This window comes from Paucibacter sp. XJ19-41 (genome assembly GCF_028462495.1).
In the GTDB taxonomy this organism is placed as follows: Bacteria; Pseudomonadota; Gammaproteobacteria; order Burkholderiales; family Burkholderiaceae_C; genus Roseateles_E.
Genome location: NZ_JAQOWX010000137.1, coordinates 1 through 13,518, shown reverse-complemented (window position 1 = coordinate 13,518; position 13,518 = coordinate 1). Strand labels below are relative to the sequence as shown.

At 67.4% G+C, this 13,518-nt stretch carries 13 protein-coding genes; 12 read left to right on the top strand and 1 reads right to left on the bottom strand.

Translation table 11 applies throughout. The features are described 5' to 3' along the window. Window positions 1-255: 255 nt before the first annotated feature. Window positions 256-1,197, bottom strand: coding sequence for a LysR family transcriptional regulator (locus PO768_RS24685; RefSeq protein ID WP_272648152.1), 942 nt, complete (start codon window positions 1,195-1,197; stop codon window positions 256-258). 94 nt (window positions 1,198-1,291) lie between these two features. Between PO768_RS24685 and PO768_RS24680 the strand changes: the two genes are divergently transcribed. From PO768_RS24680 to PO768_RS24625, 12 genes are all read left to right on the top strand, one after another. Beyond that, window positions 1,292-2,812 carry a CoA-acylating methylmalonate-semialdehyde dehydrogenase gene (locus PO768_RS24680; RefSeq protein WP_272648151.1) on the top strand — a complete coding sequence of 507 codons (1,521 nt, stop codon included), beginning with the start codon at window positions 1,292-1,294 and terminating at the stop codon, window positions 2,810-2,812. 86 nt (window positions 2,813-2,898) lie between these two features. Continuing rightward, a complete protein-coding gene (gene apbC, locus PO768_RS24675; RefSeq protein ID WP_272648150.1) occupies window positions 2,899-3,990 on the top strand; it encodes an iron-sulfur cluster carrier protein ApbC in 1,092 nt (363 codons plus the stop codon). A gap of 18 nt (window positions 3,991-4,008) precedes the next feature. Beyond that, window positions 4,009-4,527: a DUF3305 domain-containing protein gene (locus PO768_RS24670; protein WP_272648149.1), complete on the top strand. Its 519-nt coding sequence runs from the start codon at window positions 4,009-4,011 to the stop codon at window positions 4,525-4,527. Beyond that, a complete protein-coding gene (locus PO768_RS24665; RefSeq protein ID WP_272648148.1) occupies window positions 4,527-5,087 on the top strand; it encodes a DUF3306 domain-containing protein in 561 nt (186 codons plus the stop codon). The genes PO768_RS24670 and PO768_RS24665 overlap by 1 nt, the downstream gene beginning before the upstream one ends. Continuing rightward, window positions 5,011-7,158, top strand: a complete 2,148-nt coding sequence (locus PO768_RS24660) for a 4Fe-4S dicluster domain-containing protein (RefSeq protein ID WP_272648147.1) — start codon at window positions 5,011-5,013, stop codon at window positions 7,156-7,158. The genes PO768_RS24665 and PO768_RS24660 overlap by 77 nt, the downstream gene beginning before the upstream one ends. Continuing rightward, window positions 7,155-7,784, top strand: coding sequence for a TorD/DmsD family molecular chaperone (locus PO768_RS24655; protein WP_137945094.1), 630 nt, complete (start codon window positions 7,155-7,157; stop codon window positions 7,782-7,784). Before PO768_RS24660 ends, PO768_RS24655 begins: the two co-directional genes overlap by 4 nt. Before the next feature lie 155 nt (window positions 7,785-7,939). Then, the gene (locus PO768_RS24650) at window positions 7,940-8,176 is read left to right on the top strand and encodes a formate dehydrogenase (protein ID WP_272648146.1); all 237 of its coding nucleotides are present in this window, start codon (window positions 7,940-7,942) and stop codon (window positions 8,174-8,176) included. Between the two features lie 51 nt (window positions 8,177-8,227). Further along, window positions 8,228-11,185, top strand: coding sequence for a formate dehydrogenase subunit alpha (locus tag PO768_RS24645; protein ID WP_272648145.1), 2,958 nt, complete (start codon window positions 8,228-8,230; stop codon window positions 11,183-11,185). A gap of 18 nt (window positions 11,186-11,203) precedes the next feature. Further along, on the top strand, window positions 11,204-11,830 hold the full coding sequence (gene fdh3B / locus PO768_RS24640; protein ID WP_272648144.1) for a formate dehydrogenase FDH3 subunit beta: 627 nt from the start codon (window positions 11,204-11,206) through the stop codon (window positions 11,828-11,830). Beyond that, window positions 11,827-12,057 carry a hypothetical protein gene (locus PO768_RS24635; protein WP_137945090.1) on the top strand — a complete coding sequence of 77 codons (231 nt, stop codon included), beginning with the start codon at window positions 11,827-11,829 and terminating at the stop codon, window positions 12,055-12,057. The genes fdh3B and PO768_RS24635 overlap by 4 nt, the downstream gene beginning before the upstream one ends. 19 nt (window positions 12,058-12,076) lie before the next feature. Beyond that, the gene (locus tag PO768_RS24630) at window positions 12,077-13,228 is read left to right on the top strand and encodes a formate dehydrogenase subunit gamma (protein WP_442953295.1); all 1,152 of its coding nucleotides are present in this window, start codon (window positions 12,077-12,079) and stop codon (window positions 13,226-13,228) included. A 26-nt stretch (window positions 13,229-13,254) separates the two neighbouring features. Then, on the top strand, window positions 13,255-13,518 hold a 264-nt coding region (locus tag PO768_RS24625; RefSeq protein ID WP_272648143.1), incomplete at its 3' end, for a hypothetical protein.

The window sequence follows — 13,518 nt, the reverse complement described above, 5'->3', positions numbered from 1 at the left end:
GCGCCCGCCTGTGAACGGGCCGGCGGGCGGGCGGGCGGGCGGCTGGGCGGACGCTTGGGGGAGGTGCTCATGGCGCTATTGTCCCAGTTCGCCCGTTTCCCCCAATAGTGGGATAGCTGGCCGACCTTCCCCCCTCTACATTGCATCCATGCCCGGCGCGGATGGCGCCGGCGAACGTCCCAACGACGTCCTTGACTCAAGGACTTGCAACGCCCGCCCGGCAACCCCGGGTGGGCGTCTTTTTTGGGGGTGCGCTCAGCCGGCCGCCGTCTCGAAACCCTGGCCCAGGGCTTTCTTCAGATGCTCGGTAAACAAGCGCACCGGCCTGGGCGTGGTGCTGCTCCAGGGGTGGATCGCGTAGATGCCGTCGCCGAAGAAGCCGGCCGGCCGCCAGTCGGGCAGGATCTCCTTGAGCCGGCCGGCGCGCAGCGCCGGCGCGGCGCTGAAGTCGGGCAGCAGCGCGATGCCCAGGCCCGACAGCACCGCATCGCGCAGGATCTCGCTATTGCCGGCGCGCAGCGGCCCCTGCACCGGCACCTTGAGCCGCTCGCCGGCGCGCTCGAACAGCCACACGGCGGGGCCGGGCCGCAGATAGGGCAGGCAGGCATGCTGGGCCAGCTCGGTCGGATGGCCGGGTTCGCCCAGCTTCTTCAGGTAACTGGTGCTGGCCAGCAGCAGCGCCCGCGAGGCGCAGAGCTTGACGGCCACATGGGTGTCGGGCGGCGCGCTGGTGTGGCGGATCGCCAGATCGAAGCCCTCCTGGGCGAGGGGCACCAGCCGGTCCGACAGGTCCAGCTCGATGCGGATCTCCGGATAGAGCCGGAAAAAGCTCTCCAGCTGCGGCGCCACATGCTGGCGGCCCAGCGCCACCGGGGCGGTGATGCGCAAGAGCCCGCGCGGCTGGCCGGCCGCGTCCCGGGCCTCGGCCAGGCTGCGGGTGATCTGCGCGAAGCTGGCTTCGGTCTCCTCGACCAACCGCTGCCCGGCCTCGGACAGGCGCACCGAGCGGGTCGTGCGCGCGACCAGCTGCACCCCCATGGCGCGCTCCAGATCAGCGATGCGCTGGCTGATCGCGGCCTTGGACAGCGACAGCCGCTGCGCCGCCTTGGTGAAGCTGCCCACTTGGGCGATCACGGTCAGCGCATGCAGCTGGCCCCATAGCAGCTCGTTGCGGAGCTCGGGTTTGGTGGTGCTCATTGTTCGCATTATCGAACAATCAAATCAGCGCTCCTGCATTGGCAGCGAGGAACACGAAGCCTAGACTGGCCCAATTCCAAACCAGGAGACCGCCATGGCCGCCCCCGTCGCATTCAGCAGCAGCAAGGACATCACCCATTACATCGGCGGCGCCGCAGCCGAGGCCACCGCGGGCCGCAACCAGCCGGTCTACAACCCGGCCACCGGCGTGGTGGCGCGCCAGCTGCAGCTGGGCAACGCGGCCGATGTCGACAAGGCCGTGGCCGTCGCCAAGGCCGCCTTCCCGGCCTGGGCCGATGCGCCGCCGCTGCGCCGCGCCCGCGTGATGTTCAAATTCCTGGAGCTGCTGAATCAGCACAAGGACGCGCTGGCCGCGATGATCACCGCCGAGCACGGCAAGGTCTTCACCGACGCCCAGGGCGAGGTGGCGCGCGGCATCGACATCGTCGAGTTCGCCTGCGGCGCCACCCAACTGCTCAAGGGCGATTACACCGAGCAGGTCTCGACCGGCATGGACAACTGGACCATGCGCCAGCCCTTGGGCGTGGTGGCCGGTATCACGCCCTTCAACTTCCCCTTCATGGTGCCGATGTGGATGGCACCGCTGGCCATCGTGACCGGCAATGCCTTCATCCTCAAGCCCAGCGAGCGCGACCCCTCGCCCAGCCTCTTCATCGCCGACCTGTTCAAGCAGGCCGGCCTACCGGACGGCATCTTCAACGTCGTGCAGGGCGACAAGGTGGTGGTCGACGCGCTCTTGAACCATCCCGACGTGCGGGCGCTGAGCTTCGTCGGCTCGACGCCGATTGCCCAGTACATCTATCAGACCGGCGCCGCGAACGGCAAGCGCGTCCAGGCCCTGGGCGGCGCGAAAGACCAGATGGTGGTGATGCCCGAGGCCGACATCGAGCAGGCGGTCGACGGCCTGATCGGCGCGGCCTATGGCTCGGCCGGCGAGCGCTGCATGGCGATCTCGGTGGCGGTGCTGGTCGGCGATGTGGCCGACCAGATCATCCCCAAGCTGGCCGAGCGCGCGAAGGCGCTGAAGATCAAGAACGGCATGGAGCTCGATGCCGAGATGGGGCCTATCGTGAGCCGCGAGGCGCGCGACCGCATCGAGAACTACATCGCCACCGGCGTCGAGGAAGGCGCGACGCTGGTGGTCGACGGCCGCGGCCACAAGGGCGCCGGCTTCGAGGGCGGCTTCTTCACCGGCGGCACGCTGTTCGACCATGTGACGCCCGCGATGCGCATCTACAAGGAAGAGATCTTCGGCCCGGTGCTGGTCTGCGTGCGCGCCAAGGACTTCGCCGAGGCGGTGCAGCTGGTCAATGATCACGAGTACGGCAACGGCGTGGCCTGCTACACCAGCGACGGCAATGTGGCGCGCGAGTTCGCCCGCCGCATTCAGGTGGGCATGGTGGGCATCAATGTGCCGATCCCGGTGCCTATGGCCTGGCACGGCTTCGGTGGCTGGAAGAAGAGCCTGTTCGGCGATATGCATGCCTATGGCGAGGAAGGCGTGCGCTTCTACACCAAGCAAAAGAGCGTGATGCAGCGCTGGAGCTCCAGCATTGCCAAGGGCGCCGAGTTCGTGATGCCTACCAGCAAGTGACCGCCAGCGACTAAGGGCACAGCGCAATACCGGGCCTTTGGCCTAGGGATAGACTTAGGGGCTCCCACAGAACAAGCCCCTCAGCCATGTCCCTCAGCGAACAGTCGATCCTCGACGCCGTCCAGACCGTCATCGACCCGAACACCGGCCAGGATTTCGTCTCGGCCAAGCAGCTGAAGAACCTGCGCATCGACGGCGGTGACGTCGCCTTCGAGATCGAACTCGGCTACCCCGCCAAGAGCCAGATCCCGGCCTTCCGCAAGGCGCTGACCGCCGCCGTGCGCGGCGTGGCCGGCGTCGAGAACGTCCATGCCAGCCTGTCCAGCAAGATCGTCGCCCATGCGGTGCAGCGCGGCGTGCAGCTGCTGCCCAAGGTCAAGAATATCGTCGCCGTGGCCTCCGGCAAGGGCGGCGTCGGCAAGAGCACGACCGCGGTGAATCTGGCGCTGGCGCTGGCCGCCGAGGGCGCGCGCGTCGGCATTCTCGATGCCGACATCTACGGCCCTAGCCAGCCGATGATGATGGGCATCAGCGGCCGGCCCGAATCGGTGGACGGCAAGTCCATGGAGCCGATGGAGAACTACGGCGTGCAGGTCATGTCGATCGGCTTCCTGGTCGACAACGACGAGGCGATGATCTGGCGCGGCCCCATGGCCACGCAAGCGCTGGAACAGCTGCTGCGCCAGACCAACTGGGCCGACCTCGACTACCTCATCATCGACATGCCGCCGGGCACCGGCGACATCCAGCTGACCCTGAGCCAGCGCGTGCCGCTGACCGGTGCCGTCATCGTCACGACGCCGCAGGACATCGCGCTGCTGGACGCCAAGAAGGGCGTCAAGATGTTTGAGAAGGTCGGCGTGCCGCTGCTGGGCCTGGTCGAGAACATGGCCGTCCATGTCTGCGAGAACTGCGGCCATGTGGAACACATCTTCGGCGAGGACGGCGGCAAGCGCATGGCCGCCCAGTACAAGATGGACTATCTGGGCGCCCTGCCGCTGAACCTGTCGATCCGCGTGCAGGCCGACAGCGGCCGGCCCAGCGTCGTCAGCGACCCGGACGGCGAGATCGCCGCGCTCTACAAGAGTGTCGCGCGCCAGATGGCCGTCAAGATCGCACGCCAGGCCAAGGACTACTCGGCCAAGTTCCCCAGCATCTCGATCTCCAAGACCACCTGAGTGGTGAGCCCGCCAGCGATGAGCCAGCCAGCAGTCCCCGCCGACGACAACAGGCCCGCACCGCGTCCGGCCTTGCGCGTGGCCGTCGTGATGGAGCGCGAGGCCGCGCCGAATCGTTGGGAGGACTGGCGCTACCGGCTCGTCGATGTGGTCGAGCATGAAGAGGCCTTCGGCACGGTGCCGCGCGTGCTGCGCGATGACGGCAAACTGCAACGCTGCCTGTTTCCGAACTTCACGCTCGAACTCTTCCCCGACGAGGCCGAGGGCTATTACCTGAACCTCAGTTCGGGCGCGCCGGTCTGGTTCGTGGTCTGGCGCATCGATGACGAAGACCCCTCGCGGGCCTGGGCCGAGACCGTCAGCCTGTCCTATACCGAGGCCGGCCGCTGGCTCGATGCGCAGGAGCGGGTCGACAATGTGCCGCTGCCGGACGATGTGCGTGACTGGCTGCAGGCCTATACCGATCAGCACTACCGGCCCGAGCCCAAGAAGCGCCGCCGCCCGCAATCCTTCGTCTCGCCCGGGGAGCGCGGCTGATGGCCGACCCAACGCAACAGCAAGCGGCCACCGGCTTCTTCTCGCGCTGGTCGCGGCGCAAGGAGGAGGCACGGGCGGCGGAGGTGATCGTCGCTCCCGAGCCGACGCCCGAACCTCCCGTCGAACCTGCTCCCGCCGCCGAGCCCGAGAAGCCCGCGCTGACGCTCGACGATGTCGCCCAGCTGCGCCACGAATCCGACTTCTCGCCCTTCGTCGCGCGCGGTGTCGATGAGGACGTCAAGCGCGCGGCGATGAAGAAACTGTTCTCCGACCCACACTTCAATGTGATGGACGGGCTGGACACCTATATCGACGACTACAGCCAGCCCGATCCGATTCCGCCGGCCATGCTGCGGATGATGAACCAGTCGCAATTCCTCGGCTTGTTCGACCACGAGAAGCAAGAAGAAGAAAACGTGGAAACCGCACAGGTCGAGACGACTGCAACGATCCCTGCCCCCGAAGCCCTAGCCACCGCCAGCCATGACCACCCTGATCTGCGACTGCAACAAGACCATGCCCCTGGACAGCCGGCAGCTGATCCAGGCGCTCGGGCCTGAGGCCGGCGCGGGGCTAGAAACCCTGCACACGACGCTGTGCCGGCGCGAGGCCGGTGCCTTCCAGCGCGCGGCCAAGAGCGGCGAGGACCTGCTGGTGGCCTGCACCCAGGAAAGCCGCCTGTTCCTGGACCTCAACGAGCAGACCGCCGGCGCGCCGGGCCTGACCGAGCGGCCGATCCGCTTCGTCAATATCCGCGAGACCGGCGGCTGGTCCAAGGACGCCAAGGACGCCGGCCCGAAATTTGCCGCACTGCTGGCCGTGGCCCAGCTGCCCGAGCCCGAGCCGGTCACCACGGTCAGCTACCGCTCCCAGGGCCGGGTGCTGGTGATAGGCCCGACCGAGCGTGCCGCGCGCGCGGCCGAGATGCTGGCCGACAAGCTGGAAGTCAGCCTGCTGCTGCAGGGACCGGGCACGCTGCCGCAACCGCGCACGATGGCCGTGCATGCCGGCGACATCACCGGCATCAGCGGCTGGCTGGGTGCCTTCGAGGTCAGCTGGCAGAGCGGGAATGCCATCGATCTGGATCTGTGCACCCGCTGCAATGCCTGCATCGACGCCTGTCCCGAGGGCGCGATCGACTTCAGCTACCAGGTCGATATGGGCAAGTGCGGCAGCCATCGCGACTGCGTCAAGGTCTGCGAGGCGGCCGGCGCGATCAATTTCGATCGTGCGGTGCAGCCATTCAGCGAGAACTTCGACCTGGTGCTGGACCTCGGCGCCCGGCCGCAGATCGCGCTGCACCAGCCGCCGCAGGGCTATTTCCATGCGGCCGATGACAAGAGCCTGATGGCCGCCGTGCTACAGCTGCGCGAGGCCATCGGCGAGTTCGAGAAGCCCAAGTTCTTCAACTACAAGCAAAAGCTCTGCGCCCACAGTCGCAACGAGCAGATCGGCTGCACGGCCTGCATCGACGTGTGCTCGGCCCAGGCGATCCGCAGCGACGCCTCGCTGAAGGGCAAGAGCAGCAAGGGCGGCGGCGCTGCGCTGGCCGGCATCATCGTCGAGCCGCATCTGTGCGTGGGCTGCGGTGCCTGCACCACGGTCTGCCCCAGCGGCGCACTCAGCTATGCGACGCCGCGGCCCGACGAGATGGGCAAGCGCATCCGGACGATGCTCAGCACCTATGCCCGCGCCGGTGGCCGCAACGCCGCGCTGCTGCTGCACAGCCAGGGCGGCGGAACGAAGCTGATCGGCGAGCTGGGTCGCAGCGCGCGCACCAGCAAGACCGTGCGCGGCGTGCCGGCGCGCGTGCTGCCGATGGAGGTCTGGCATACCGCGTCCAGCGGCATCGAGCTGTGGCTCTCGGCCATCGCCTATGGCGCCAGCCAGGTCTGGGTGCTGATGACCGAGGAGGAGGCACCGGCCTACCGCGCCGCCGTGCAGGCCCAGATGGCCGTGGCCCAGACCATCCTGCACGGCCTGGGTCTGCAGGGGCAACACCTGGCCCTGATCTCGGCCAGCGAGGCGGCCCAGCTGGACGCCGCGCTGCAGGCCGCGCCCGCGCAGACCGTCGCCAAGCCCGCCAGCTTCAGCGTCCAGGCCGACAAGCGCGCCAGCCTGGAACTGGCGATCGAGCATCTGCTGGCCCAGTCCGCCGCGCCGCCGGAAGTGATCGCGCTGCCCGCGCCGGCCAGCCCGCTGGGTAGCCTGATCGTCGATGCCGACCGCTGCACCATGTGTCTGAGCTGCGTCAGCGCCTGCCCCGAGGCCGCGCTGGCCGACAACCCCGACAAGCTGCAGCTGCGCTTCATCGAGAAGAACTGCGTGCAGTGCGGGCTGTGCGCCGGCACCTGCCCCGAGCAGGCCATTAGCTTGGAGCCGCGCCTGTGGCTGGCGGACGGCGGCAAGGCGCGCAAGGAGCAGCGGGTGCTCAATGAGGTCGAGCCCTTCTGCTGCGTGCGCTGCGCCAAGCCCTTCTCGACCCCGAACGCCGTGCAGCTGATGATCGCCAAGCTCGGTGGCCATGCGATGTTCCAGGGCGCCGGCGCCCAGCGCCTGAAGATGTGTGCCGACTGCCGCGTGATCGATATGCACAGCAACCCGAATGAAGTGAGGATCACCGATCTATGAGCAGCGCCGCCGCGATGAACTGGAGCACGCCGGACGACAGCGAGGAGCTGGCCCGCGCCGAGGTCTATGGGCTGCTGGCCAGCCTCTTCTACGCGCCGCCGTCGACCGAGCTGTATGAACAGCTGAGAGTCGCGGTGACCGAGGCGCCCAGCGCCGGCGGCTTCCTGGAAACCAGTTGGTCCGAGCTGGTAGCCGTGTCGCGACGGCTGTCGCAGGTCGAGATCGAGGCCGAGTACGGCGCGCTGTTCGGCGGCGTCGGCAAGCCCGAGATCTTTCTGTATGGCAGCTGGTTCATCGCCGGCTATCTGAACCAGAAGCCGCTGGCCGATCTGCGCACCGACCTGGCACGGCTGGGCCTGGAGCGGGCCGAAGCCGTGCTGGAGACCGAGGACCATATCGCCAGCCTCTGCGAGGTGATGCGCTACCTGATCGCCGGCGAGGATCTGGCGGTCAGCAATCTCGCGACCCAGCAGCGCTTCTTCAACAGCCATCTGCGGCCCTGGGTCGACAACCTCTGCGATACGGTGATCGCACATCCACGCGCCGACTTCTACCGCGCCCTGGCCGGCTTCACACGCGACTTCTGCGCGGTGGAGGGCCAGGGCTTTGATCTGCTGGAGGCCTGAGATGTCCGAGGGTGTCGGTCGGAATCCACAACCGCGCCAGCGACAACGTAATTTCCCTAGTACCCTGCGCCCCGCCGAGTCCTACATTTAGGGGACGAGTCGGCACCCGGTCCGCTGCCTAAAAACGGGCCCACACTTTCTCGGAGCATGAAAGTATGAAAAACAAGACCGTTGGTGAACCCTCGCGCCCGACCGAATCCTCGCTGCAACGTCGCGGCGTTCTGCTGGGCGCAGGTGCCGCAGGCGCAGCCCTGCTCGCGGCCAAGACCCTGACCGGCACGGCGCCCGCCGCCCCGGTGGTGGCCGAAGTCGCCAAGACGCTGGCCGAGACCGGCAGCGGCTATCAAGTGACGCCGCATGTGCTGCGTTACTACGAAACCGCCCGTTCCTGATCGTCGGCCCCGGCCACTGCATTGACGGGCCCCAGGCCCTCTGGAGACATCATGCTGCTCACGCGCAAATCCTCGGCCCAGGCGGGTAGCCCGGCCGCCTCAGGTCTTGTCAACAGTCTGTCGCGCGGCGTCGCCCGTGCGATTCCGACCATGGACCGCCGCGTCTTCCTGCGCCGCTCCGGCCTCGGTGTGGGGGCAGGTCTTGCCGCCACCCAGCTGAGCCTGGTGCAGAAGAAGGCCCATGCGGCCGATGCACCCGCCGCCGGCGCCGAGCGCAAGGTGGAAGTCAAGCGCACCGTCTGCGGCCACTGCTCGGTGGGCTGCGCGGTGGACGCCGTGGTCGAGAACGGCGTCTGGGTGCGCCAGGAACCGGTGTTCGATTCGCCGATCAACCTCGGCGCCCATTGCGCCAAGGGCGCGGCGCTGCGCGAGCACGGCCATGGCGAGCACCGGCTGCGCACGCCGATGAAGCTGGTCAATGGCAAGTACGAGAAGATCACCTGGGACGTGGCGCTCAACGAGATCAGCGCCAAGATGCTCGAGCTGAAGAAGCAGAGCGGCCCGGATTCGATCTTCGTCGTCGGCTCCAGCAAGCACAACAACGAGCAGGCCTATCTGCTGCGCAAATGGGTCAGCCTCTGGGGCACCAATAACTGCGACCACCAGGCGCGCATCTGCCACTCCACCACGGTGGCCGGCGTCGCGAACACCTGGGGCTATGGCGCGATGACCAATTCGTACAACGACATGCGCAACTCGCGCGCGGCGATGTACATCGGCTCGAATGCGGCCGAAGCCCACCCGGTCTCGATGCTGCACATGCTGCATGCCAAGGAAACCGGCTGCAAGATGATCGTGGTCGACCCGCGCTTCACCCGCACGGCGGCCAAGGCCGACGACTACGTGCGCATCCGCTCCGGCTCGGACATCCCCTTCGTCTTCGGTCTGGTCTATCACATCTTCAAGAACGGCTGGGAAGACAAGCGCTACATCCAGGACCGCGTCTACGGCATGGAGAAGGTGCGCGAGGAGATCATGAGCAAGTGGACACCGGACAAGGTGTTCGAGGCTTGCGGCGTCGATGAGGCGACGGTCTACAAGACCGCCAAGACCCTGGCCGACAACCGCCCCAGCACCATCGTCTGGTGCATGGGCCAGACCCAGCACACCACCGGCAATGCCGTCGTGCGCGCCTCCTGCATCCTGCAGCTGGCGCTGGGCAATGTCGGCGTCAGCGGCGGCGGCACCAATATCTTCCGTGGCCACGACAATGTGCAGGGCGCCACCGACGTGGGTCCGAACCCCGACTCGCTGCCCGGCTACTACGGCCTGGCCGAGGGCTCGTGGAAGCACTTCGCCAAGGTCTGGGACCTCGATTTCGAGTGGATCAAGAAACAGTACGCGCCGGGCATGATGACCAAGCCCGGCATGACCGTCTCGCGCTGGATCGACGGCGTGCTGGAGAAGAACGAGCTGATCGACCAGGACAGCAATCTGCGCGGCCTGTTCTTCTGGGGTCACGCGCCGAACTCGCAGACCCGCGGCCTGGAGATGAAGAAGGCGATGGACAAGCTCGACCTGCTGGTCGTCGTCGATCCCTTCCCCTCGGCCACCGCCGCGATGGCGGCGATGCCTGGCGAGGAACTGAACCCGAACCGGGCGGTCTATCTGCTGCCGGCCTGCACCCAGTTCGAGACCAGCGGCTCCTGCACCGCATCGAATCGCTCGCTGCAATGGCGCGAGAAGGTCATCGAGCCGCTGTGGGAATCGCGCACCGACCACATGATCATGTACCAGCTGGCCCAGAAGCTGGGCTTCGACAAGGAGCTGGTCAAGAGCCACAAGCTGGTCAAGGGCAAGGGCGGCATGGACGAGCCCGAGGTCGAGTCCATCCTGAAGGACATCAACCGCAGCGTCTGGACCATCGGCTACACCGGCCAGAGCCCGGAGCGCCTGAAAGCGCATAAGCGCAATATGAATGTCTTCGACGTGAAGACGCTCAAGGCCAAGGGTGGCATCGACAAGGAAACCGGCTACAAGCTCGACGGCGACTATTTCGGACTGCCCTGGCCCTGCTACGGCACGGCCGAACTCAAGCACCCCGGTTCGCCCAATCTCTACGACACCTCCCGGCATGTGATGGAGGGCGGCGGCAACTTCCGCGCCAATTTCGGCGTCGAGCGCGAGGGCGTCAGCCTGCTGGCCGAGGACGGCTCGCACTCCAAGGGCGCCGAGATCACCACCGGCTACCCCGAGTTCGACCATCTGCTGCTGAAGAAGCTGGGCTGGTGGGCCGACCTGAGCGAGGCCGAGCAGAAGGCCGCCGAGGGCAAGAACTGGAAGACCGACCTGTCCGGCGGCATCCAGCGTGTCGCGATGGCGCACGGTTGCCACCCCTTCGGCAATGCCAAGGCCCGCGCCGTGGTCTGGAACTTCCCCGACCCGATACCGCAGCACCGCGAGCCGCTGTACTCGACCCGCCCGGACCTGGTCGCCAAATACCCGACCCACGACGACAAGAAGGCCTTCTGGCGCCTGCCGACGCTCTACAAGAGCGTGCAGGAAAAGAACAAGGACATCGGCAAGACCTTCCCGCTGATCATGAGCTCGGGCCGCCTGGTCGAGTACGAGGGCGGCGGCGAGGAAACCCGCGCCAACCCCTGGCTGGCCGAGTTGCAGCAGGAGATGTTCGTCGAAATCAACCCGGCCACCGCGAACGACCGCGGCATCCGCAACGGCGAGGACGTCTGGGTCACGACCCCGACCGGCGCCAAGCTGACCGTCAAGGCCCTGGTAACCGAGCGGGTGGACCGCGAGACCGTCTGGCTGCCCTTCCACTTCTCGGGCCGCTGGCAGGGCGTGGATCTGCTCAAGTACTACCCCGAGGGCGCGGCGCCCATCGTGCGTGGCGAGGCCATCAACACCGCGACCACCTATGGCTACGACAGCGTGACCATGATGCAGGAGACCAAGACCACGGTCTGCCAGGTCCAGAAAGCCACTGCCTAACAAGCCCCGGAGACTTCCATGGCAAGAATGAAATTCATCTGCGACGCCGAGCGTTGCATCGAGTGCAACGGCTGCGTCACCGCCTGCAAGGCCGAGCATGATGTGCCCTGGGGCGTGAACCGCCGCCGCGTCGTCACGCTCAACGACGGCGTCGCCGGCGAGCGCAGCATCTCGGTCGCCTGCATGCACTGCTCCGACGCGCCCTGCATGGCCGTCTGCCCGGTCAACTGTTTCTACCGCACCGACGAAGGCGTGGTGCTGCACGACAAGGACATCTGCATCGGCTGCGGCTACTGCTCCTACGCCTGCCCCTTCGGCGCGCCGCAGTTCCCCAGCAATGGCGCCTTCGGCCTGCGCGGCAAGATGGACAAGTGCACCTTCTGCGCCGGCGGCCCCGAGGAACATGGCAGTGCCGCCGAGAACGAGAAGTACGGCCGCAACCGCCTCTCCGAAGGCAAGCTGCCGGCCTGCGCCGAGATGTGCTCGACCAAGGCCCTGCTGGGCGGCGATGGCGATGTGGTGGCCGACATCTTCCGCAGCCGGGTGCTGCAGCGCGGCAAGGGCAGCGAGGTCTGGGGCTGGGGCACCGCCTACGGCAAGCCCACGCAGGGCGCGGCAGCACCGGCCGGCGAGGTGCGCAAATGAGGGGCGGCCTGCTGATCGCCACGACCCTGTGCCTGCTGGCCCTGGCCGGCTGCGAACGCGCCCAGACCCAGGACGCCTCAGCCCGCAAGATCGACGCCCCGGCCTGGGCCACCTCCGAGGCGGCCAATCCCGGTTTCGCGGCAGCGGGCTTCAAGCCCGGCGACAAGACGGCCTGGGAAAACCAGATCCACAAGCGCAATCAGGCGCAAAACGACTACGTGCGCTGAGCACCACCGGAGAGCCGCGATGCAATATCCGTTCACCCGCTCATGGGTCAAGGCGGCCGCGGGGCTGGGCATGGCCGTGCTGCTCTCGACCGGCGCCCTGGCCCAGACCGCGACCGACCCGGCCGCCGCTGCCGCGGCCTCAGCCCCGGCCGGCTTCGTCGCCCCCGCGCTGCCGCAGGCCGACGAAAGCAATGCGCTGCGTGCCAAGAGCCAGCCCGGCAATAACGCGCCGTTCTGGCGCGGCGTGCGCGAGTCGGGCGTCGAGAAAGGCATCAGCAATCTGCCCGGTGTCGAGAAAGGCGTGCTGATCCAGGAGTTCGTGCAGTACCCGGGCTCGCGCCTGACCACGGCCGGCGAGGCCTGGCGCCAGGTGCGCAACAACTGGATCATTCCTTACGGCGGAGCTCTGCTGGGCATCGCGGTGCTGGCGCTGGCGTTGTTCTACTTCGCCAAGGGTCCGATGGGTGGGCACACGCCCGATACCGGCCGCAAGATCGAACGCTTCACCTACTTCGAGCGCGCCGCGCACTGGAGCAATGCGATCGCCTTCAGCGTGCTGGCGATCTCCGGCATCGTGATGGCCTTCGGCAAGTTCTTCCTCTTGCCCATCATCGGCGCCACCTTGTTCGGCTGGCTGACTTACGCGCTGAAGACCGCGCACAACTTCGCCGGCCCGCTGTTCGCGGTGTCGCTGATCATCGTGTTCCTAACCTTTGTGCGCGACAACCTGCCGACCCGCCATGACTGGACCTGGCTGCGCCGGGCCGGCGGCATGTTCGGCGGCCATGAGGTGCCGTCCGAGCGCTTCAATGCCGGCGAGAAAGTGGTGTTCTGGGGTGGCGTGTTCTTCCTCGGCGCCATCGTCGTCGGCTCCGGTCTGGTGCTGGACATGCTGATCCCCGGCCTGCTCTATACCCGCGGCGATATGCAGATCGCGCACATGATCCATGCGGTCGCGGCCGTGTTGATGATGGCGCTGTTCCTGGGCCACATCTATATGGGCACGCTGGGCATGAAGGACGCCTACAAGGCGATGAAGACCGGCTATGTCGACGAGGCCTGGGCGCGCGAGCACCACGAGCTCTGGTTTGATGACATCAAGGCCGGCAAGATCCCCGCGCAGCGCACGCAGCCGGCCAAGCCGGCGGATGGCGTCGCTGCCCAGCACTGAGACAAGACACACGAGGACGACAAGCCATGCGCGCACTCACCACGACTCTGGCCCTGGCCCTGCTGGCCGCCGGCTCGGCCTGGGCCAAGCTGCCCGCCCCCAGCGACGAGGCCAAGGCCGCGGCCGCTGTCACGGCCGCCAAGAACGCCTGGAACGACAAGGTCGGCGGCTACCAGCTGTGCCAGTCGATGAACCGCGTGGCCGAGCACTACCGCAAGACCGCGAAGGCCGAGGGCCGCACCGCCGCCGCGCCGGTGGACACGCCCGCCTGCGCCGATCCCGGCGCCTTC

What these genes read in the sequence shown, in the direction of transcription:
- PO768_RS24685 (WP_272648152.1), bottom strand. Translation starts at nt 1,197, where the DNA reads ATGAGCACCACCAAACCCGAGCTCCGCAACGAGCTGCTATGGGGCCAG.
- PO768_RS24680 (WP_272648151.1), top strand. Translation starts at nt 1,292, where the DNA reads ATGGCCGCCCCCGTCGCATTCAGCAGCAGCAAGGACATCACCCATTAC.
- apbC (WP_272648150.1), top strand. Translation starts at nt 2,899, where the DNA reads ATGTCCCTCAGCGAACAGTCGATCCTCGACGCCGTCCAGACCGTCATC.
- PO768_RS24670 (WP_272648149.1), top strand. Translation starts at nt 4,009, where the DNA reads ATGAGCCAGCCAGCAGTCCCCGCCGACGACAACAGGCCCGCACCGCGT.
- PO768_RS24665 (WP_272648148.1), top strand. Translation starts at nt 4,527, where the DNA reads ATGGCCGACCCAACGCAACAGCAAGCGGCCACCGGCTTCTTCTCGCGC.
- PO768_RS24660 (WP_272648147.1), top strand. Translation starts at nt 5,011, where the DNA reads ATGACCACCCTGATCTGCGACTGCAACAAGACCATGCCCCTGGACAGC.
- PO768_RS24655 (WP_137945094.1), top strand. Translation starts at nt 7,155, where the DNA reads ATGAGCAGCGCCGCCGCGATGAACTGGAGCACGCCGGACGACAGCGAG.
- PO768_RS24650 (WP_272648146.1), top strand. Translation starts at nt 7,940, where the DNA reads ATGAAAAACAAGACCGTTGGTGAACCCTCGCGCCCGACCGAATCCTCG.
- PO768_RS24645 (WP_272648145.1), top strand. Translation starts at nt 8,228, where the DNA reads ATGCTGCTCACGCGCAAATCCTCGGCCCAGGCGGGTAGCCCGGCCGCC.
- fdh3B (WP_272648144.1), top strand. Translation starts at nt 11,204, where the DNA reads ATGGCAAGAATGAAATTCATCTGCGACGCCGAGCGTTGCATCGAGTGC.
- PO768_RS24635 (WP_137945090.1), top strand. Translation starts at nt 11,827, where the DNA reads ATGAGGGGCGGCCTGCTGATCGCCACGACCCTGTGCCTGCTGGCCCTG.
- PO768_RS24630 (WP_442953295.1), top strand. Translation starts at nt 12,077, where the DNA reads ATGCAATATCCGTTCACCCGCTCATGGGTCAAGGCGGCCGCGGGGCTG.